This window comes from Priestia sp. RMT2NF4, assembly GCF_047872835.1.
GTDB lineage: Bacteria > Bacillota > Bacilli > Bacillales > Bacillaceae_H > Priestia > Priestia zanthoxyli.
Genome location: NZ_JBLQZO010000002.1, coordinates 711496 through 732240, shown reverse-complemented (window position 1 = coordinate 732240; position 20745 = coordinate 711496). Strand labels below are relative to the sequence as shown.

Annotated in this window: 24 protein-coding genes; 21 read left to right on the top strand and 3 right to left on the bottom strand. The window is 39.2% G+C overall.

Features of this window, described 5'->3' with window-relative positions; translation table 11 throughout:
* Window positions 1-83: 83 nt before the first annotated feature.
* The 8 genes from ACMX9J_RS12910 to lysA all read left to right on the top strand — a co-directional run bounded on the left by ACMX9J_RS12910 (window position 84) and on the right by lysA (window position 6484).
* A complete protein-coding gene (locus ACMX9J_RS12910; protein ID WP_045292952.1) occupies window positions 84-704 on the top strand; it encodes a stage V sporulation protein AA in 621 nt (206 codons plus the stop codon).
* Window positions 694-1116: a stage V sporulation protein AB gene (locus ACMX9J_RS12905; protein WP_014458301.1), complete on the top strand. Its 423-nt coding sequence runs from the start codon at window positions 694-696 to the stop codon at window positions 1114-1116. The genes ACMX9J_RS12910 and ACMX9J_RS12905 overlap by 11 nt, the downstream gene beginning before the upstream one ends.
* Window positions 1117-1134: 18 nt before the next feature.
* On the top strand, window positions 1135-1596 hold the full coding sequence (gene spoVAC / locus ACMX9J_RS12900; RefSeq protein ID WP_028411545.1) for a stage V sporulation protein AC: 462 nt from the start codon (window positions 1135-1137) through the stop codon (window positions 1594-1596).
* A gap of 13 nt (window positions 1597-1609) precedes the next feature.
* Entirely contained in the window at window positions 1610-2641 is a 1032-nt protein-coding gene (spoVAD, locus tag ACMX9J_RS12895; RefSeq protein ID WP_047749862.1) for a stage V sporulation protein AD, read from the top strand.
* On the top strand, window positions 2629-2979 hold the full coding sequence (spoVAE, locus tag ACMX9J_RS12890) for a stage V sporulation protein AE (RefSeq protein ID WP_013059069.1): 351 nt from the start codon (window positions 2629-2631) through the stop codon (window positions 2977-2979). Before spoVAD ends, spoVAE begins: the two co-directional genes overlap by 13 nt.
* A 6-nt stretch (window positions 2980-2985) precedes the next feature.
* Window positions 2986-3552, top strand: coding sequence for a stage V sporulation protein AE (locus tag ACMX9J_RS12885; RefSeq protein ID WP_047749863.1), 567 nt, complete (start codon window positions 2986-2988; stop codon window positions 3550-3552).
* Window positions 3545-5026, top strand: coding sequence for a spore germination protein (locus tag ACMX9J_RS12880; protein WP_045292948.1), 1482 nt, complete (start codon window positions 3545-3547; stop codon window positions 5024-5026). Before ACMX9J_RS12885 ends, ACMX9J_RS12880 begins: the two co-directional genes overlap by 8 nt.
* A gap of 138 nt (window positions 5027-5164) precedes the next feature.
* Window positions 5165-6484, top strand: a complete 1320-nt coding sequence (lysA, locus tag ACMX9J_RS12875) for a diaminopimelate decarboxylase (RefSeq protein WP_028411542.1) — start codon at window positions 5165-5167, stop codon at window positions 6482-6484.
* Between the two features lie 47 nt (window positions 6485-6531).
* On the opposite strand, the gene ACMX9J_RS12870 is transcribed toward lysA, so the two are convergent.
* Window positions 6532-7407: a DUF1002 domain-containing protein gene (locus ACMX9J_RS12870; RefSeq protein WP_014458307.1), complete on the bottom strand. Its 876-nt coding sequence runs from the start codon at window positions 7405-7407 to the stop codon at window positions 6532-6534.
* 390 nt (window positions 7408-7797) lie between these two features.
* On the opposite strand from ACMX9J_RS12870, the gene ACMX9J_RS12865 reads away from it, so the two are divergent.
* Entirely contained in the window at window positions 7798-8232 is a 435-nt protein-coding gene (locus tag ACMX9J_RS12865) for a peptidylprolyl isomerase (protein WP_013059064.1), read from the top strand.
* Between the two features lie 244 nt (window positions 8233-8476).
* Entirely contained in the window at window positions 8477-8830 is a 354-nt protein-coding gene (locus tag ACMX9J_RS12860; RefSeq protein ID WP_013059063.1) for a GNAT family N-acetyltransferase, read from the top strand.
* 75 nt (window positions 8831-8905) lie between these two features.
* Here the strand turns inward: ACMX9J_RS12860 and ACMX9J_RS12855 are convergent, their stop codons facing one another.
* Both ACMX9J_RS12855 and ACMX9J_RS12850 read right to left on the bottom strand, forming a co-directional pair.
* Window positions 8906-9427: a DUF309 domain-containing protein gene (locus tag ACMX9J_RS12855; protein ID WP_028411540.1), complete on the bottom strand. Its 522-nt coding sequence runs from the start codon at window positions 9425-9427 to the stop codon at window positions 8906-8908.
* 132 nt (window positions 9428-9559) lie between these two features.
* Complete coding sequence (locus ACMX9J_RS12850; protein WP_170836726.1) at window positions 9560-9658, bottom strand: YjcZ family sporulation protein; 99 nt, start codon at window positions 9656-9658, stop codon at window positions 9560-9562.
* Between the two features lie 198 nt (window positions 9659-9856).
* Between ACMX9J_RS12850 and ACMX9J_RS12845 the strand changes: the two genes are divergently transcribed.
* From ACMX9J_RS12845 to ACMX9J_RS12795, 11 genes are all read left to right on the top strand, one after another.
* On the top strand, window positions 9857-10612 hold the full coding sequence (locus ACMX9J_RS12845; RefSeq protein ID WP_013059060.1) for a segregation/condensation protein A: 756 nt from the start codon (window positions 9857-9859) through the stop codon (window positions 10610-10612).
* Window positions 10609-11181, top strand: coding sequence for an SMC-Scp complex subunit ScpB (scpB, locus tag ACMX9J_RS12840; protein ID WP_033579736.1), 573 nt, complete (start codon window positions 10609-10611; stop codon window positions 11179-11181). The genes ACMX9J_RS12845 and scpB overlap by 4 nt, the downstream gene beginning before the upstream one ends.
* A gap of 117 nt (window positions 11182-11298) precedes the next feature.
* Window positions 11299-12447, top strand: coding sequence for a D-alanyl-D-alanine carboxypeptidase family protein (locus ACMX9J_RS12835; protein ID WP_416225830.1), 1149 nt, complete (start codon window positions 11299-11301; stop codon window positions 12445-12447).
* Entirely contained in the window at window positions 12440-13039 is a 600-nt protein-coding gene (locus ACMX9J_RS12830; protein WP_013059057.1) for a nucleoside recognition domain-containing protein, read from the top strand. Before ACMX9J_RS12835 ends, ACMX9J_RS12830 begins: the two co-directional genes overlap by 8 nt.
* Window positions 13036-13569 (top strand): spore maturation protein, encoded by a 534-nt coding sequence (locus ACMX9J_RS12825; RefSeq protein ID WP_013084923.1) that lies wholly within the window; start codon window positions 13036-13038, stop codon window positions 13567-13569. Before ACMX9J_RS12830 ends, ACMX9J_RS12825 begins: the two co-directional genes overlap by 4 nt.
* Before the next feature lie 86 nt (window positions 13570-13655).
* Entirely contained in the window at window positions 13656-14381 is a 726-nt protein-coding gene (locus ACMX9J_RS12820) for a pseudouridine synthase (protein ID WP_028411537.1), read from the top strand.
* Window positions 14382-14579: 198 nt separating this feature from the next.
* Window positions 14580-15101, top strand: a complete 522-nt coding sequence (resA, locus tag ACMX9J_RS12815; protein WP_028411536.1) for a thiol-disulfide oxidoreductase ResA — start codon at window positions 14580-14582, stop codon at window positions 15099-15101.
* Between the two features lie 12 nt (window positions 15102-15113).
* On the top strand, window positions 15114-16736 hold the full coding sequence (locus ACMX9J_RS12810; protein WP_028411535.1) for a cytochrome c biogenesis protein ResB: 1623 nt from the start codon (window positions 15114-15116) through the stop codon (window positions 16734-16736).
* Window positions 16737-16747: 11 nt separating this feature from the next.
* Complete coding sequence (gene ccsB, locus ACMX9J_RS12805; RefSeq protein ID WP_257040874.1) at window positions 16748-17926, top strand: c-type cytochrome biogenesis protein CcsB; 1179 nt, start codon at window positions 16748-16750, stop codon at window positions 17924-17926.
* 328 nt (window positions 17927-18254) lie between these two features.
* Window positions 18255-18971, top strand: a complete 717-nt coding sequence (locus ACMX9J_RS12800; RefSeq protein ID WP_043976342.1) for a response regulator transcription factor — start codon at window positions 18255-18257, stop codon at window positions 18969-18971.
* On the top strand, window positions 18971-20743 hold the full coding sequence (locus ACMX9J_RS12795) for an ATP-binding protein (protein ID WP_416225829.1): 1773 nt from the start codon (window positions 18971-18973) through the stop codon (window positions 20741-20743). Before ACMX9J_RS12800 ends, ACMX9J_RS12795 begins: the two co-directional genes overlap by 1 nt.
* Window positions 20744-20745: the final 2 nt, after the last annotated feature.

The window sequence follows — 20745 nt, the reverse complement described above, 5'->3', positions numbered from 1 at the left end:
CTGTTCAGAAACGTGAATTAGAAAATTTAAGAAAATCCATACTACACGTACAGGGAGATAATGAATCGTAAGGTGTGATATGAATGGAAAACGTTCTTTATCTTAAAATGAGGCATCGTATTCAAGTAAAACCTGATGAAGCTGTAAATATTGGACAATTAGCAATGGTTATAGCAGGAGATTCTGTTCAAAAGCAAATTGAAAAGCTAATTGTCTATCAAGTAAGTATGAGTGATCGAAATATTATCATTGTTGATTTAATGAAGGTAATTGAAAAAGTTGCCTCTCAGTATCCGCACTTAGACATTCAGACGATTGGACCCGCTCAAACAATTGTAGAGGTCGTGTACAAAAAGAAACAATATTCCTTTTTGTTTTTTCTAGCTGTTTGGTTTCTTCTCTTCATCGGAGCCGCTTTAGCAATTATGAACTTTCACGAAGATGTGAGTATGAGACAAGTACATCAAAAGTTGTTCTATATGCTGACCGGTCTGAGAGATAAGCAGCCTTTGCTGATTCAAGTGCCTTACTCTATCGGTTTAGGGTTGGGAATGATTCTGTTTTTTAACCACGTCTTTAGAAAACGAATTAATGAAGAGCCTAGTCCTCTCGAAGTCGAAATGTTTAATTACCAGCAAGACTTAGATCAATACGTCATTATGCACGAGAATAAAGAAAGTATGAAAAAAATTGATGATCATTAACATTGTGATGACCATTGTAATTGGACTTGCGGGAGGATTGGCTGCAGGTGCTGGGTTTGTAGCATTTTTAACGGTGCTGGGCATTATTCCGCGTTTGATGCAGCTGACCAAAACCATGAAATACATTCAAGCATATGAGTGGGGAGTCGTAGGTGGTGCCGTTACAGGCGGTTGGTGCAGTCTTCATCAATACACGTGGCAGTTTCCTGCGGTGCTTATTATGATCATAGGTCTAACGAGCGGTATTTTTATTGGGATGCTGGCAGCAGCGTTAACAGAAGTGCTTAATGTATTGCCGACGTTAACGAAACGAATAGGAATGGAAGGCAAGCTTATTTTATTGTTAATGGCCATTGTACTAGGCAAAGTATGCGGGTCATTATTTCATTGGATTTATTTTGTTAATCAATAAGAAAAGGATGTATGTAACATGGCAAATAATCAAAAATTAAAAGATAACTATCAAGAAAGCATTAAACCATTTCAGCCTAAACCTTCATATGTGGCAAATTGCCTAAAGGCCTTTTTGGTAGGGGGAATCATTTGTACATTAGGACAGGCAATTCAAAATTTCTATATTGCATTTTTTGACTTTAATGAAAAAAATGCAGGTAATCCTACCGTCGCAACCCTTATTTTAATATCTGCGCTCTTAACCGGGTTTGGGATATATGATCGTATTGGTCAATTCGCAGGTGCAGGTTCAGCCGTTCCTGTTACGGGTTTTGCTAATTCCATGACGAGTGCAGCGCTTGAACATCGAAGTGAAGGAATTGTTCTCGGCGTTGCGACTAACATGTTCAAGCTGGCTGGAAACGTCATTGTATTTGGAACGGTTTCGGCTTACGTTGTAGGAATCATTCGCTACCTTTTTAAAACTTATTTGCTATGAAAAGAGGGGGATTATGAGAAAAACTGGAAAACAAACGTGGGTTTATGAAAATTCTATTTACATTAATGCTACAGGAACAGCAGTAGGGCCAAAAGAAGCAGATGGACCGTTGGGAGAAACATTTGATATTACACATAAAGATTTGCACTGTGAAGAAGACAACTGGGAGTTAGCTGAAAGAAGACTGATGACGGAGTCCATTGACTCCTGCTTGCAAAAAATAAATTTATCCTATGAAGACATTGATTTGTTTTTGGCTGGAGATTTATTAAATCAAAACGTAACGGCTAATTTTGTAGCTCGACATAACCAAATTCCATTTCTATGCATGTTTGGCGCTTGCTCCACATCAATGGAAACGCTGGCAACAGGGGCAGCTCTTGTGGATGCGGGATTTGCTAATCGTGTTATTGCATCAGCGAGCAGTCATAACGCAACCGCTGAGCGCCAATTTCGAAATCCTACCGAGTACGGAGGACAAAAACCAGATACGGCAACGGCAACCATTACGGGAGCAGGGGCAGCGCTGGTCTCGAAAGAAAAAGGTATTGTGCGTCTCACGTCTGCAACGATTGGGCGTGTAATGGATTATGGGATTAAAAACGCAAACGATATGGGTTCTGCTATGGCACCAGCTGCTGCGGATACCATTCAAAGGCATTTGGAAGACTTAAACGTCGCTCCAAGCGAGTATGATCTTATTTTAACAGGAGATTTATCTGGTGTAGGCAGTCCAATCTTAAAACAGCTGCTCAAGGACGAAGGCTATGATATATCAACCAATCATAATGATTGCGGATTGATGGTATATCGCCCCGACCAAAATGTATTTGCAGGGGGAAGCGGCTGCGGCTGCTCGGCTATTGTCACGTATGGTCATATTTTAAATGAATTAAAATCGGGAAACTTAAAGAAAGTGTTTATGGTGGCAACAGGAGCTCTTTTAAGTCCAACGATGATTCAGCAAAAAGAGTCAATTCCAACAATTGCTCATGGCGTCGTCTTAGAACATATTGGGGAGGGGGATGATCAATGGAGTATGTAATAGCTTTTGCTGTAGGAGGAATCATTTGCGTTATTGGGCAGCTGCTGCTGGATCTTGCTAAACTTACTCCAGCGCATGTTATGAGTTCGTTTGTAGTTGCAGGAGCGATTTTAGATGGATTTGGTCTTTATGATAAGTTAATTGAATTTGCTGGCGCCGGAGCGACGGTTCCAATTACAAGCTTTGGTCATTCTTTGCTGCACGGAGCGATGAAGCAAGCAGATGACCATGGGTTTATCGGGATTGGGATTGGGATTTTTGAACTTACCTCGGCTGGAATTTCAGCAGCTATTTTATTTGCTTTTATTATCGCGTTAATCTTTAAACCGAAAGGATAAAAGATTATGAAAAAAAGAAGGATCATTATTGTAACCGATGGGGATGAATATGCGCGCAAAGCAATTGAGCATGTAGCTAAATCGGTTGGTGGCAGATGCATTTCGAGGTCATATGGAAACCCTACTACGTTAACAGGTAGTCAAACGGTAGATTTAATTCTTCAAGCACCATATGATCCCGTCTTTGTGATGTTCGACGATAGCGGTTTCTTAGAGGAAGGACCCGGGGAAATTGCTTTGCTCCATGTAGCAAAGCATCCTCAAGTAGAAGTTCTTGGAGTGATCGCTGTTGCGTCACGTACTCATCAAAGCGAATGGACAAGAGTGGATGTAACCATCGATCGTTTTGGAGAAATATCGCATTACGGCGTGGATAAAAGCGGAATTCAAGAGTTAGAAGTCGGACGAATTAATGGAGATACAGTTTACTGCTTGGATCAGCTCGATGTTCCCTTAGTCGTAGGAATAGGGGATATCGGCAAAATGGCTAGGATGGATGATGTTAAACTGGGATGTCCTATTACAGAAAAAGCAGCAAGACTTATTTTAGAAAGGAGCGGTTCGTTTGGATAAGCTAGCAGAGCAGAAAACAGCTATTTTTTCGAAAGTACAAAAAAACGATCAGTGGTTCAAAGAAAACGCTAGTATGAATACAAGCTTTGATGTGGGCGTGCGTAAACTACTTATTCTGGATCGAGAAGTTCATGTTTACTATGTAACAGGACTGTGCGATAGTTCATTTATTATTGAAATTACAAAAGTGCTCGTTCAAATTAATGATAATGAAGTTGAACGAGCAAAGCTAAAGGATATTGTTGAAAACCGTCTTATTCATCAGCAAGTCAAGCCTTTAAAGACGCTGGATGATGGAATGGTGTCGGTTTTATCAGGACTGCTATTCGTTTTAATTGACGGTGAAGAAGTTGGCTTTGAAGTCGATGTGCGTACATATCCTGGCAGATCCCCTGAAGAAGCGGATACAGAGAAAGTGATTCGCGGAGCACGAGATGGATACACTGAAAACATCATTATCAATACAGCGTTAACAAGAAGACGAATTCGTGACGGAAGATTTCGTTTTGAAATTATGAAGGTAGGCGAACGATCAAAACTGGACGTAGCGATTGGGTACATAAATGGCGTAGCTGATCCAGGGCTGGTTAAACTGATAAAAGATGAACTGGAAGCAATTGATATAGATGGTTTGCCGATGGCTGACAAATCAATTGAAGAGTTTTTAGTCAAACAAGGAATTAATCCTTTTCCAATGGTACGCTATACAGAACGTCCGGACACAGCAGCAGCTCATGTACTGGAAGGGCATGTGATTATTATTACCGATACGTCTCCAAGCGTTATTATTACGCCAACTACGCTGTTTCATCACGTGCAGCATGCGGAAGAATACAGGCAGGCTCCTTCTGTCGGTACGTTTATCCGCTGGATACGGTTTTTAGGAATTCTTGCTTCTCTTTTCTTATTACCGTTATGGCTGTTATTTGTACTTGAGCCAGACTTGCTGCCGTCAAAATTGCAGTTTATTGGACCAAACGAAGCAACAAATATTCCAACTGTTGTTCAAATTTTCCTAGCTGATTTTGGGATTGAATTTCTGAGGATGGCGGCCATTCATACGCCGACGCCGCTTGCCACGGCGATGGGCTTGATTGCCGCTGCGCTTATTGGGCAAATTGCTATTGATGTAGGTCTTTTTGTTCCCGAGGTTATTTTGTATGTGGCTATTGCAGCAATTGGTTCATTCGCGACGCCAAGCTATGAGTTAGCGGTAGCAAATAAAATGCTGCGATTGTTTCTGTTAATTTTCGTGGCGGCCTTTCATACTCCAGGGTTTCTTATTGCGACAACGTGTATCATTCTCTACATGGCGCGACTAAAATCATTAAATACGCCTTATTTGTGGCCGTTTCTTCCATTTAATCCGCAGGCTTTGTGGCAGATTCTCATCCGCACACCGGTTCCTGGAGCGAATCCGCGACCTAGTATTGTGCATCCGCAGGATAAAGACCGCCAGCCTGCAAAACCTTAAACAAAATATGTGGTTGAAACCTGTATGAAGATGTGATAAATTTGTTTTAAATATGGAAAATAATAAATATTTAGACAGTTAGCAGCGAATTGCCGTTAACTGTCTTTTTTACACTATACACAGGAACGGGGTCTAAACATGTTTTTACACGGAACAAGTCGCATAAATAAGCAGGGGCATCTTGAAATTGGTGGAGTTGATACGGTTGAATTAGCATCAAATTTTGGGACACCCCTTTACGTATATGACGTGGCTTTAATTCGGCAGCGTGCTAGAGGATTTAAAGAAACATTTGAAAAGCATGGGGTAAAAGCACAGGTCGCTTATGCAAGCAAAGCTTTTTCGACAATTGCAATGGTCCAAGTCGTTCATGAAGAAGGTCTTTCGTTAGACGTTGTTTCGGGGGGAGAACTGTATACGGCTTTAGCAGCTGACTTTCCAAAAGAACGAATTCATTTTCACGGAAACAATAAAAGCCGAGCAGAACTAGAAATGGCCGTCAAAGAAGATGTAGGATGCATTGTAGTTGATAATTTTTATGAAATTGCATTGCTTGAGGAAATAACGGAACAGTATCAAAAAAAGATGCCTGTTCTTCTCAGATTAACACCTGGAATTGAAGCTCATACACATGATTATATCTTGACAGGGCAAGAAGACTCGAAGTTTGGATTTGATCTTCAAAACGGTCAAGCAGACGAAGCTGTGCGTCTTGTGCAAAATAGCAAGGGGCTAGAACTTTTAGGTATTCACTGTCATATAGGATCGCAAATTTTTGAAACAACGGGATTTATTATGGCGACTCAAAAGCTTTTTGCAAAAATGAAAGAGTGGAAACAACGTATAAAATTTGTTCCGCAAGTATTAAATTTAGGCGGGGGTTTTGGCATTCGTTATACGGAAGAAGATCAGCCTATCCCTGTTTCTCAGTATGTGGAAGTTATTATAGAAGAGGTCAAAAAGCAGTCCAAACAGTTAGAAGTAGAAATTCCTGAAATTTGGATTGAGCCCGGGCGCTCTCTTGTAGGAGATGCTGGAACGACCCTGTATTCAATCGGTTCTCGTAAACACGTACCGAATGTACGTGAATATGTAGCGATTGATGGAGGGATGAACGACAATATTCGTCCCGCACTGTATCAAGCGAAATATGAAGCGGTCATTGCCAATCGAATGAATGATGAGAGTGATGAGCTCGTATCCATCGCAGGTAAGTGCTGCGAATCGGGGGATATGCTGATGTGGGATGTACATCTTCCAAAAGCAAACCCAGATGATTTATTAGCGATGTTTTGTACAGGCGCATACGGTTATTCTATGGCAAGTCACTATAACCGTTTGCCAAAGCCAGCTGTCGTGTTCGTAGAAGATGGAGAAGCACAGCTAGTCGTAAAACGCGAAACGTATGAAGACATTGTAAAAAATGACGTGAAATACAAAGTGACGGTAAAAAAGTAACGAGTGATTAACGTAAAAAAAGAGCCTCTTGTTCAAGAGGCTCTTTTTTATGAGAATAACGATTTAATAGCATCAATAATATCAACAAAGAATTGCTTTAATTTATCAAGAAATGATTGGCCTTCTTCTGACTGAAGAAATGTTGTTACTTTTTCCTTTGTCGCAGAAAGCTGGTCTTTTACTTGGTTCCAATCGATGTTCATATCTTTTAACCGATTGAAAAAGTCAACCAGTGTATTAAGCTCTGAATCTGTTAATTTAATACCTAAATCATCAGCCACGCGCTGAATTAACGTGCGTAAATCGTCCTTTGTTTGAGGATTTTCTTTAGCAATTTCTTCTTTAATCGTTGCCATAAACTGCGCTGCTTTTTCTTTACCGATTTTTTCACCAAGTTCAGATGTTTGGACCATCTCTTCGTTGGCTGCTTTTTTTACTTCTTCTGGGATTTTTTGATCTGTTTGAACTTCATATGCTTTCATAATACCTGTTAAAGCGGCTGTACCAGATACTTCAAATGGAGCAGTAATCTGGATTTTTGCATCTTTAACGCCGGCGGTCATTAAAGCATTAATATACATGTCATCTGTAATACCATTAATATTTTGAGTTGATACGCTTAAACCAGAATCTTTTGAGCCAAGGGTAATACTAGAAGATGAAATAGCACGAGATCCAATAGTAGCCTTTGGAATAAAGTCACCTAAGTATTCATGCTCTTCTTGGTTTGTCACGGTTACTGTTTGAGCATTGCTTGGTGCATCAAGGTCATTTAATACCTGTTGCTTCTGAGAGCTGGTTAAGTCCTGACCTAATGTAATAATCACATCGCCCGGAGCAGCATCTGCAAAACTTTTTAAGGGTGCGGTTAGGAATAGAAGAAGACCTAATGTCACCATCATTGCTTTTATCGTTAATTTCAAACCTTTTTCCTCCTTTAATCCCATACTTGCCCTATTATAATACGGGCAGGTCTGAAGTAACAGAGCCAATTCATCATTTTCCCATAAATCAGTCTAGAGGCGTAGATTTCTATATAAAATGAAATCTATGTATCTCCATCACTGTATTAGACGGATGATACTATAAAAAGTTTCATCTCACAACTACTATTTTTTATTTAGAGCCCTACGAGAAGAAAGTGAAAAAGTGCATTCATTGAATTCATGAGCTTGTTTGTAGTAGAATAGAGTGAGTTTATAAATGTAAGTGTTCTGCCTCTAGGTGGGCATTTACAACTTTTACGTTTTGCCGCTTTGACGGGGAAGATAGAGCCTGTAGCGGTACTAATACATATATTGGAGGTCATTTATATGAAAAAAGCAAGTATTTTAATGGAAAATGGTGAAAAAATTCTAATCGATTTATTTCCGAACGAAGCACCAGGAACAGTAGAAAACTTTGAAAAGTTAGCTAATGAAGGATTCTACAACGGCGTAACGTTCCACCGCGTTATCCCTGGATTTGTTTCTCAAGGAGGAGACCCAACTGGTACAGGTGCTGGCGGCCCTGGCTATTCAATTAAATGTGAAACAGAAGGAAACCCTCACAAACACGAAGCGGGTTCTCTATCAATGGCGCATGCTGGTAAAGACACAGGCGGCAGTCAGTTCTTTCTTGTTCATGAGCCACAGCCTCATTTGAACGGTGTTCACACTGTATTTGGAAAAGTAACAGAAGGACTTGATACAGTGTTGAAAATGAAAAATGGCGACGTAATGAAAGAAGTAAAAGTCTGGGAAGAATAAGAGCATACTGCTATAAATGGATATCAGCTAATAAAACGTCATAACAACCTTTTACAGGGGGTTACGGCGTTTTTTCTTCGCGCAACAGCTCAAAAAGCGTAATAGATTAGGTTTCTCATACACGCGTGACATATGACAAGCTTTTGTGTAATATTGCTATTTACTTATAAATTTTGTATGATAAAAGCAGTAAAAAACGCAGCGCATTAATTTGTAGGAAAGTTTGAGGACGAGGGAGAATCGTATGCTTATTCGCTATAAACGAAACTATGAAAAAATTGCCATGGGTCTTCTATCGTTTGTACCTACGGAAAAAGATTTAAAAAAACTTCAACAAACGATGAAAGAATATGAGCAAAACGAACATTGGCAGCTGTATCTTTGGAAGCAAGAAGAAGATATTATTGGAATTGTTGGCATTTCCATGCTCGATAAAAGTTTGATTGAGGTTCAACACGTCAGTGTAAACCCTTCACACCGCCAACAGGGCATTGGCAAAAAAATGATTAAAGCTCTTAAAGAAATGTATACGACTGCACAAATTAAGCCGAGTGAAATCATCGCTCCTTTTTATGAAAAGTGTCAGGCGGATGAATAAAGAAAAGCATGATTAGTTGAGGTGCGAAAGCGTCTTTCACATCTTAGTCATCATAAAACAACAGGTAGCTTCTAGCTACCTGTTGTTTTGTTTTGCCAATAAGTTCGCTTGTCTTTCCGCAATCACATCTGAACGATCTCGTGTACTGTGACGATGAACAATCGCATCATTTTGCAGATTAGAAGCTGATAACCAGACAAGCTGTTTATCAGTGCTTCTTCGTTTGCAAGCTCGTAATAATGCTGGATCTTCAATAGGTAAGTTAATGCTTTTATATGGCTGATAGGTATCGATTAAAGCTAATTGTTTGCGAAGAAGTTTAAGCAGTGAAGGATAATTAAGTCCAAGCTGTGCAATGTTTTCTTCTTCCTTCGTTAAAATTGCCAGTGCCTTTTGCATCGTTCTTTTGGCTCCGGCGAAATTTTGACGTCGATGATGATAGAGTGAAACAGCAATTTGAATAAGGCCAACCCAAATAATATTGCGGTGTCCTCTTTCGTCTTTTTTCCAGTGTTCTTCTAGCAGTTCATGACATTCAAAGTAATCCCGGTCGCCATGAAAATGAACTAAATAATCAATATAGGCTTGTGAATACAATCTTGTTCCCTCCTGGTAAGACTCTATATGTAGTGTATCACAAAAATTAGCTATTCATCAGCGCTGTGCCTTTAAAGAGACAAACGTGCTCAAGGTATGGCGAACACGTTTGTTTTTATTCAATATGTGTGGTTAGAAGCGTAAGCAAGAACAACCAACAATAATTAATAAAATAAACAGTACAACAATTAAAGCGAAACCGCTACCGTATCCACAAGATTTTTCACCCATGCGAGTTCCTCCTTCAGCCATTTGAAAATGTTATTACCTTGACATCATATGTATGTTTAAACTTTTTGTATGGGCAAATGACCTATTTTTACGTTAATTTGTATTGGACATGTGTCTATAATCCTCTATACTAATGATAGTAACGTTATATAAAGCAGCAGAAATGATAAGCAATTGAAAAGTGTTGGTGAGATAAAAGTGGAGTACAGTGTAAAAGTAGATGCGTTTGAAGGACCTTTAGATCTTCTTCTGCATTTGATTAACCGATTTGAAATTGATATTTACGATATCCCAGTAGCGACAATTACTGAGCAATATATGATGTTTATACATACAATGAATGAGCTTCAGCTAGACGTTGCCAGTGAGTATCTAGTCATGGCAGCAACTTTGCTTCAAATTAAAAGTAAAATGCTTCTGCCTACGTATGAAGAAGATATGGATGAAATTGAAATGGTCGATGAAGAAGATCCGCGTGAAGAATTGATGCAGCGCTTAATTGAATATCGAAAGTTTAAAGAAGCGGCAGTAGAGCTTCAAAAGCTGGAAGAAGACCAAAGTCATGTGTATACAAAACCTCCAAGTAATGTGCAAATAAATGCAGAAGAACGTACGCAGCCTCAGGACGAAGGATTGGATATATCACTGTATGATATGCTAAGTGCTTTTCAAAAGTTAATGAAACGAAAGCAAAACAAAAAGCCTATGCAGACGAAAATAGCAAGACAAGATATTCCAATTGACAAGCGCATGAGTGAAATTGTGAATGAATTAAAAGCCTTTAAAGGGAAAAAAAGTTTTTATCAGCTGTTTCCTTATCAAGAGCGTGATCATATTGTTGTAACGTTTTTAGCTGTGCTGGAATTAATGAAAGAAAATGAAATCGTTGTGGAACAGCAGCACAATCTAGACGAGCTTTATGTATCGTATCGAGAAAGGAATGAAGAGGAATGACAACGAATAATTTACAGGCTATTATTGAGAGCTTACTCTTTGTTTCTGGTGATGAAGGTCTGTCTATTAGCCGGTTAGCTGAGATTATAGAAAAGCCTCATGAAGACATTCAAGGTGCTTTGGAAAGCTTAGAGCAAGAGTGTAAGTCCAGAGGAGTTACACTTGTTGAAATAGGCGGGGCCTATCAGCTTGTTACAAAAAAAGAGCATGCACCATATATTGAGAAGCTCGTAGAAGCTCCTGCTAATCAATCATTGTCACAAGCAGCGCTTGAAACGTTAGCTATTGTAGCGTATAAGCAGCCAATTACAAGAGCTGAAATCGAAGAGATTCGCGGAGTGAAAACGGAAAGACCTCTTCAAACTTTAATTGGAAAGGTTCTGTTAAAAGAAGTGGGACGAGCGGAAGGCGCAGGGCGTGCCATCTTATACGGAACGACAAAAGAATTTTTAGGCTATTTTGGGCTTAAAAGTATCGAAGAGCTGCCGCCACTTCCAGAAGATTTGTTACAAGAAGGAACCGATCAAGAGGCAGATTTATTTTTTCAATCGTTTCAAGAAATGAAGTGAAACCGTAAAAGAACATAGAGTTTTTCTATGTTCTTTTTTGTATGGACAAATCTTTTCATTCATAACCAAAAAAGACGAGCATAAACTTGTACAAACAGGTAGAGGGACGGGGATGACATGAAAAGAAGCAAAAAAAGTATCATCTATCTATTTATTGTATTGCTATGTCTCAGCGGTTGGCCTTCCGTATCATCTGCAGCAGGGAGTGTAAGTGCTCATAGTGCTATTTTGATGGAACAGAAGTCAGGAAGAGTGTTATACGCTAAAAATGCAGATCAAGTTAGCCGAATTGCTAGCATCACAAAAATTATGACAGCAATACTGGCGATTGAATCTGGCAAAATAAATAAAAAAGTTACCGTTAGCCACAACGCAGTTGGCGTTGAAGGTTCTTCTGTGTATTTAGTTGAAGGTGAAAAAATAAAATTAAAAGATTTAGTGTATGGCTTGATGCTTCGCTCAGGTAATGATGCTGCTGTAGCTATCGCAGAAGCCGTTGGAGGAAGCGAAGATGGATTTGTTTATTTGATGAATAAAAAAGCAGAAGAAATTGGCATGACGAATACAACATTTCAAAATCCGCATGGATTAGACAATCATGAAAATCATCGCTCAACAGCGCACGATATGGCTCTGCTTATGCGCTATGCAATGAATAATAAAATTTTCAAAGAGATTTCAGGAACAAAAGTCTATCGAATGAAGCACCCTGAAGAGAAATGGGATCGAGTGTGGAAAAACAAAAATAAACTGCTGACAACACTATATGCATACTGTACTGGCGGAAAAACAGGATATACAAAATTAGCAAAACGGACGCTTGTGACAACTGCTACAAAAGATGGAATGGATTTAATCGCCGTAACGATTAATGCGCCAGATGATTGGAACGATCACATTTCCATGTATGAAAATGCATTTGATAAATATGATATGACCAGTTTAGCTGCAAAAGGCGAATTGGCAGATATAAAAGATTCTTTCTATAAAGATCAGTTGTATATTAAACGAAATGTCGTCTATCCTCTTACAAAGAAAGAACAGAGCTCTGTAGAAGTGAAAACAACGTTAATTCAGCCTAAAAAGCAGTGGGAAGAAACAGGGAAAGTTCCCAATGTTGTAGGGAAGCTCGATATTTATAGAAGTGGAGAAACGATTGACAGTGTTCCTATTTATTTCGAAAAGCAGGCCGAGCAGCAAGAAGGTTTCTTTGATCGAGTGAAGCGATTAATGTTTATTCAGTCTGGAGCCAAAACAGATGGTTAATATTATTTGGATGTTGCTGACCATTATCGGAATTGTTTTTGCAATTATAAATGGGAAAATTGGTGATGTAAACAAAGCAATTTTTCAAGGAGCAGGCGAAGCGGTGACCATCAGCATTGGGTTAATCAGCGTGCTGGTCTTTTGGTTAGGTATGATGAATATTGCTCAAAGTGCAGGGCTTCTCGACAAGTTAGCGAAACTATTTCGACCCATTATTACTAGACTTTTCCCTGATGTTCCAAAAGATCATCCGGCCTTAGGATACATATTGTCCAATATGATGGCGAATATGTTTGGGCTGGGGAATGCGGCAACTCCTCTTGGTATTAAAGCGATGGAGCAGCTTAAAAAACTGAACGGCGACAGAGACGAAGCAAGCCGTTCTATGATCACACTTTTAGCACTTAACACAACCAGTTTAACGCTTATACCGACCACAGTTATTGCCATTCGAATTACGTATAACTCGGCTAATCCTACTGAAATTGTGGGTACTACGCTTTTAGCAACTGTTGTAGCTACAATAGGAGCTATCATCATCGATCGCTTCTTTTATTATCGACGTACGCGAAAAGGAGGAAAACGAAAATGACGATGCTTAATCAAGTATCATTGATGTTTATTCCTCTTATCGTAGGATGTATTTTACTTTATGGAACCTACAAAAAAATTCCTACGTATGAAAAGTTTGTAGAGGGAGGGAAAGACGGATTACAAATTGCTTTTTCCATCATTCCTTACTTAGTCGGCATGTTAGTGAGCATCTCTATTTTTCGAGCTTCAGGAGCCCTTGATTTTTTCTTATCTGTTTTAAAACCTATGCTGCAAGCAGTCGGCGTTCCGGCTGAAATTGTACCTTTAGCTCTTATTAAACCGATATCTGGAACGGCTGCCCTTGGTATCACAACGGATCTAATTTCTACATATGGACCTGATTCTTTTATCGGTCGTTTGGCATCGACCATGCAGGGAAGTACAGATACCACGTTTTATATTTTAACGGTTTATTTCGGAGCAGTAGGTATTAAAAAAATGGGAGATGCGCTGAAGGTTGGTTTACTGGCGGATTTGGTAGGGATTATTGCATCAGTTGTAATCGTAATCCTTGTATTTGGCCGGTAAGAAATCGAAAATTCTACCTCTGTGTGGCAAATAGACTTGTGTATTACTTCGTAAACAAGTAAGATGTTACAAGAGGTGAAGTGTTAATGGAACGATTACAAAAAGTGATTGCTCACGCAGGTGTAGCATCAAGACGTAAAGCTGAAGAATTAATCGGCCAAGGCCGAGTGAAAGTAAATGGAAAAGTTGTAAAAGAATTGGGCACGAAAGTAGGTCCTAACGATAAAATTGAAGTAGACGAAGTGCCGGTAGAAAGCGAAGCGCCCGTTTATTTTATGCTATACAAACCAAGAGGCGTGATTTCAGCTGCTAACGACGACAAAGGAAGAAAAACAGTCGTTGACTTCTTTCCGCATGTAGAAGAAAGAATTTACCCGATTGGACGTCTGGACTATGATACGTCGGGTCTACTTCTTTTAACAAATGATGGTGAATTTGCTAATCAGCTAATGCACCCGAAATTTGAAGTGGATAAAGTGTATGTGGCTAAAATTAAAGGAATCCCAAGTCGTGAAAGCATCAGACAGCTGCAGCGCGGAGTGATGCTTGAAGACGGAAAAACAGCACCAGCTCGTGCAAAAGTTCTTTCCATTGATAAAAGCAAGCAGACGGCGATCGTAGAACTGACGATTCACGAAGGGAAAAACCGTCAAGTACGTCGCATGTTCGATGCAATCGGACATTCTGTATTAAAGTTAAAACGTGAGCGCTACGGACCTTTAGACTTACGCGGATTAAATGCAGGAGAAGCACGCGAGCTTACGGCTCATGAAGTCAAACAATTATATTCAATGTCTCAAACAGGTAAGTAATTTTCACTTACCTGTTTTTTTTATGAAAAATGTCGTGAATTAGAAAATCAAGCAAGGTTTTTTGAAAAAATGTCGAACTTGTAGAATGAGAGGAAGACTTCACAGAAACGTCGAAATATTATCGGAAAGCCACTACCAAAAAAATGATATAATGGTAGAAAAAAAGCGTATTGAAAGCGGTTAAAAGGAGTTCGTGCTATGAAAAAAAAGCGCTTGATTATTCGAACAGTTATATTAGCAGTTTTACTGTGCGCGGTTGGATATACCCTTTATGCTCAATTTTTTGCTGATAAACAAAAGGTATCGGTAGGAGATGAGGCACCTGACTTTATATTAAGAGATATTAATGGAGAAACTCATCAGCTATCAGATTACAAAGGCAAAGGAGTTTTTTTGAATTTTTGGGGAACATGGTGCAAGCCCTGTAAACAAGAGATGCCGGCGATGGAAAAGCAGTATGCAGCATATAAAAAGCAAGGCGTTGAAATTTTAGCTGTTAACGTTGCAGAAACGAATATAGCGGTAGAGCAGTTTGCTAAACAGTATGGGCTATCTTTTCCAATTTTGATGGATAAAGATTCACAAGTGTTGGGTGCGTACGGGATAGATCCTCTTCCGACTACGTTTTTAATTGATAAAAACGGAAAGATTGTAGACAGCTTTATTGGCGGATTAGAAGAATCTAAAATAAAAGAATATATGGAAGAAATTAAACCATAGGGAGTGTTGACAATGAAACACGTAAAATGTGAATGTGGACACGTTAACCCGCATGGTACGATTTTGTGTGAAGCCTGTGGTAAACCAATTGCAGAAGAAACAACTGAAAAATTAGTAGATATGCGTTATGAAGGAAGCGCAAGGCGATCGCAAACGTACAATAAAACAGTTATCGATAAAATATGGAATTTTTTCTCTTCTGTAAAGGTAGGCATTTGGATCATTATTGTGACGCTTGTTGCGTCTGCAGTCGGAACCATTTATCCTCAAGAAGCTTACATACCTCCTAATGTGACAGCAGGTGAGTATTATCAAAAGGAATATGGATGGACAGGAGAGCTTTATTATAAGTTAGGTTTTCATCATCTCTATGAATCGTGGTGGTACTTGCTTTTAATTGCTGCTTTAGGAATGTCGTTAGTCATTTGCAGTTTAGATCGAGTAGTGCCTTTGTACCGAGCTCTAAAAAAGCAGAGTGTAACAAAACATCCAAACTTCTTAAAGAGACAGCGTTTATACAGCACTTCATCATCGTGGACGGATCAAGATTATGAACATGTAAAAAGCATGCTGAAAAAAAGAAGATACTCTATTCGCGAAGAAAAGGGCAATCTGCTGGCTGAAAAAGGACGCTTCTCAAGATGGGGTCCATACGTTAATCATATCGGTCTCATTATCTTTTTACTAGGCGCTATGCTTAGATTTGTACCAGGTATGTATATAGATGAAGTTCTTTGGATCCGTGAAGGTGAAACAAAAGTTATTCCTGGGACGAACGGAGAGTATTTTTTGAAAAACCATCGTTTTACTGTGGAAACGTATGATAAAGATAGCGAAAGCGCCGTGTTTCAAGAAGCAATTGATCGTGCAGGGAATAATAAAGTAGCCAAAAAATATGAAGCGGATGTTAGTCTGTATAAGCGCGAAGGAAAGCTTATACCGGGAGCAGATCCAAAGCTAAAGAAAATAAAAGATTCAGAGATTCGTGTGAATCAGCCGCTTAAGTTTGAAGGATATGCCATGTACCAAGTGGACTTCAAGTTAAATGAGTTTAGCTCTATGTCTTTCCATTTAACAGATAAAAATGCAAATAAAAACGTTGGTTCACTTACAGTAGATTTACATAATCCAAAAGCAACATATGATTTAAAAAACGGATATAAAGTCAAGCTCATGAGCTACTTTCCAGACTTTTTCTTTGATGATGAAGGAAACCCAAATACAAAAACAAGAGTGCCTAACAACCCGGCTTTTGTATTTAAAATGATTACGCCTCAGCATAAAAAAGGCGAAGTTGCTTTTGTTGGAATTAGAGAGAACTTGGAACCGCTAGGAAATAACGATTATAAAATGACCTTTGCTGGTGTGGAAACGAAAAATGTAACGGGATTAACCGTTCGCAGAGACTATACGCTTTGGTTTTTAGGGATTGGCGGAGCCATCTTTATGATTGGTGTGATTCAAGGGATGTATTGGAATCATCGCCGCATGTGGATTCAAAAAGTCAATAATGAGATATGGTTGGCCGCACATACAAATAAAAACTGGTATGGTCTTAAAAAAGAATTAAATGGTTTATTAGAATCCACATCCCTCACACAGCTGAAGGACCAAAATGATAAAGAAACAAAATAGGAGGAAAAAGCATGGATTACGCGAGTATAAGTAGTAATTTACTGTATGTGGCGTTTATTGCTTATTTAGTTGCAACCTTTTTTTTCGGAGGAGCTATTCGAGATAAGCGAGCAGCTCAAAAGAAAACAAAGTGGGCAACGTTTGGGATTGCGGTTACCATCATCGGTTTTGTTGCACAGATTGGCTATTTCATTACAAGATGGATTGCATCAGGCCACGCTCCTGTTAGTAATTTATTTGAATTTACGACGTTTTTTGGCATGATGCTTGTTGGCGCATTTATTGTTATTTACTTTATTTATCGTCTTAGCATGCTTGGACTTTTTGCCTTGCCGGTGGCTCTTTTAATCATTGCTTATGCAAGCATGTTTCCAACTGAAATTACGCCGCTGATACCAGCTCTCCAGACGAATTGGCTGCATATTCACGTTACAACCGCAGCTACGGGTGAAGCCGTGCTTTCCATTAGCTTTGTTGCAGGATTGATTTATTTAATCAAAACAATTGATCAATCCAAGCGAAATAAAAAAGCATTTTGGCTGGAATTCATCCTGTATACGCTTATTAGTACGCTTGGGTTTGTAGCGGTGACGCTGGCTTTTAATGCGGCTCACTACGAGTCATCATTTAATTGGGTTAATAAAAGTGGCGAACAAGAGCAAGTCGTATATCATATGGTTCCGCTAGTGGGGCCTCATCAAAGTGAGTGGACAGACGGGAACGACATAAAGCCGCTTGTTGATATGCCGGCTATTATCAATGCTAAAAAATTAAATACAGTTATTTGGTCGTTAGCCGGTGGGTTTGTCTTATATTGGCTGATTCGTCTTATTTTACGGAAGCGAATTGGAGCCGCACTGCAGCCGCTTGTGAAGCAGGTAAACAGCGACTTGCTTGATGAAGTAAGCTACAGAGCAGTGGCGATTGGATTTCCTATTTTTACATTAGGAGCACTTATTTTCGCTATGATTTGGGCTCAGATGGCCTGGACGCGCTTTTGGGGATGGGACCCCAAAGAGGTGTGGGCGCTGATCACCTTTTTATTTTATGCCGCTTTTCTTCATCTTCGGCTGTCTAAAGGATGGCACGGTGAAAAATCAGCTTGGCTGGCAGTTGGCGGATTTGCCATCATCATGTTCAACTTAGTGGCCGTGAACCTAGTTATTGCAGGTTTACATTCATATGCGTAACCTTTAAAAATAGAATAGAGGCTGAAATAAAGATATTTTAGTTGAAGAAGATCCGAACGATGAGTTGAGATTCTTGATGGAGAATCACATTTGTTCGGATTTTTTTATTTGCATGGTGAACGGAGGCTTCATATATGTAGTTGCTTCTAGCTCCTGTATTTTATTTGTCCATCTGTAGATTGGATGGATTTCGATATGTCTCAACCTCTTTTTTGAGGAAAAAAGCTATTTTTCATAAAGGTGTTCACGAATTGTCACATTGTTTGGGTAACATAAGTAGAACTCGCCGGTTTTTTTTTGTACACTAAGACTAGGAGGTTGAAAATACATGCAAAACGAACAAAGATTACTGCTAGTAGACGATGAAGATCGCATTAGACGATTGTTAAAAATGTACTTAGAAAAAGAAGGATACATCATTGAAGAAGCAGCCGACGGGCATGAAGCAATCGAAAAAGCGTTACACATAGATTATGATTTGATTGTATTAGATTTAATGATGCCTGGCATAGACGGTATTGAGGTCTGTAAACAAATTCGCGAGAAAAAAGCAACTCCTATTATCATGCTTACAGCTAAAGGTGAAGAAGTAAACAGGGTCCAAGGGTTTGAAGTAGGTACAGATGATTACATCGTTAAGCCGTTTAGCCCAAGAGAAGTGGTTCTTCGCGTAAAAGCACTGCTTCGACGTTCTTCTCAAGCAACGTTTATTCAGCCAGAAACGAGCGTGAAAAACCTCATTGTCTTTGATCACTTAACGATTGATAATGATGCACATCGCGTTACAGCAGAAGGAAAAGAAGTTAACTTAACTCCAAAAGAATATGAATTATTATGCTACCTTGCAAAAACGCCAGATAAAGTATACGACAGAGAGCAGCTGCTGCGTGAAGTGTGGCATTATGATTTCTTTGGAGATCTTCGTACGGTAGATACGCACGTCAAGCGTTTGCGTGAAAAGTTAAATCGCGTATCGTCACAAGCGGCGAAAATGATCGTAACCGTTTGGGGAGTAGGGTATAAATTTGAGGTTGAAAATAACTGATGTTTTGGAGAAGTGTAGTTGGTAAACTATGGTTTACTATCCTATTGCTCGTTACGCTTGTTTTATTTATTTTGACCATTTTACTGCTTCAGTTTTTTGAAAATTATCATGTTGTAGACGCAGAAAACCGTTTAACTAAAACGGCTGCTAAAATCTCTACCATTGTGCAGGAAACAGAGGATGAAAAGCTAGGACTATCCATTGCTCGTGAACTTGCAGATCAAGCAAGTGTAGTTATTGTTCAAGATAAAGATTTCTATTGGCATTCCACACATCCTGATAAAGAAAATAAGAAAGCTATTTCGGCCATTGTTAAACAAAACAATCAGCTAAATCAAGTGGTTGAAAAAGGTAAAGTAATACGGGAAAAAATGTACATGACCACAAAGAAAGACACGAGTGATGAGCCTTTAATGTTTGTTGTCGGTGTACCTTTAATGAAAGATAATAAACCGACAGGCGGCGTTTATCTGTATCAATCTCTTTCTGAAATTGAAGAGCCCGCTCAATATACGACTAAGTTCATTTTATTGGCTGCAGGTATTGCTATTATTTTAACTACTATCTTTGCTTTTTTCTTATCCACTCGAATTACAGCACCTCTTAGAAAAATGAGGCAGGCGGCATTTGAAGTAACAAAAGGGAACTTTGATACAAAAGTACCTATTTTAACTCACGATGAAATTGGGGAGTTAGCGATTGCTTTTAATCAAATGGGCAGGCAGTTAAAGTTTAATCTCAATGCGCTCAATCAGGAAAAAGAACAGCTTTCAAGTATTTTAAGCAGTATGGCAGACGGTGTTATTACGTTTAGTAGAGACGGATCGATTTTAATTACCAATCCCCCAGCGGAGCATTTTCTTCAGACTTGGTATTACGAGCAGGATGTGAACAACCAGCAGGTGCCTGAGCTTCCAGCAAACGTCGTGCATTTGTTTCAAACGGTAGTAGAGACTGAAACGGAGCGAAGTGCAGAGTTGAAAATTCAAGGGAAAACGTGGGTCATTTTAATGTCACCGCTCTATAATCAAACGAAAATCCGCGGTGCTGTAGCTGTACTGCGAGACATGTCTGAAGAGCGTAAACTTGATAAATCAAGAAAAGATTTTATTGCAAACGTGTCTCATGAATTGCGTACACCTATTTCTATGCTTCAAGGTTATAGTGAAGCTATTATTGACGATATTGCAAGTACGGATGAAGAAAAGAAAGAAATTGCACAGGTGATTTATGATGAATCACTCCGTATGGGCCGGCTTGTAAATGAACTTTTAGATTTAGCGCGAATGGAAGCGGGACATGTGCAGCTTCACTTAGAATCTGTAGCAATGGTTGAATTTACAGAACGTGTTTTGCGCAAGTTTCAAGGGTTAGCTAAAGAAAAACATATTAAACTGTCTCTTAATGGAAAAATAGAAGATGAATTTGAAGCGATGATTGATTCAGACCGTATGGAACAAGTGCTGACAAACTTAATTGATAATGCCATTCGTCATACGGATGACTACGGAGAAGTAAAGCTGCATCTTGATAAAAGTCAATCCGAAATCCATCTTTCTGTTCAAGATACAGGAGCAGGGATTCCAAAAGAAGATCTTCCGTTTGTATTTGAGCGATTTTATAAAGCTGATAAAGCCAGAACGAGAGGAAAGTCAGGAACTGGTCTTGGGCTTGCGATCGCTAAAAATATCGTGGAGGCACATCAAGGGATTATTGCAGTTGAAAGTGAATTAAATGAAGGAACAACTTTCTTTATCAAACTGCCAAAGTAAAC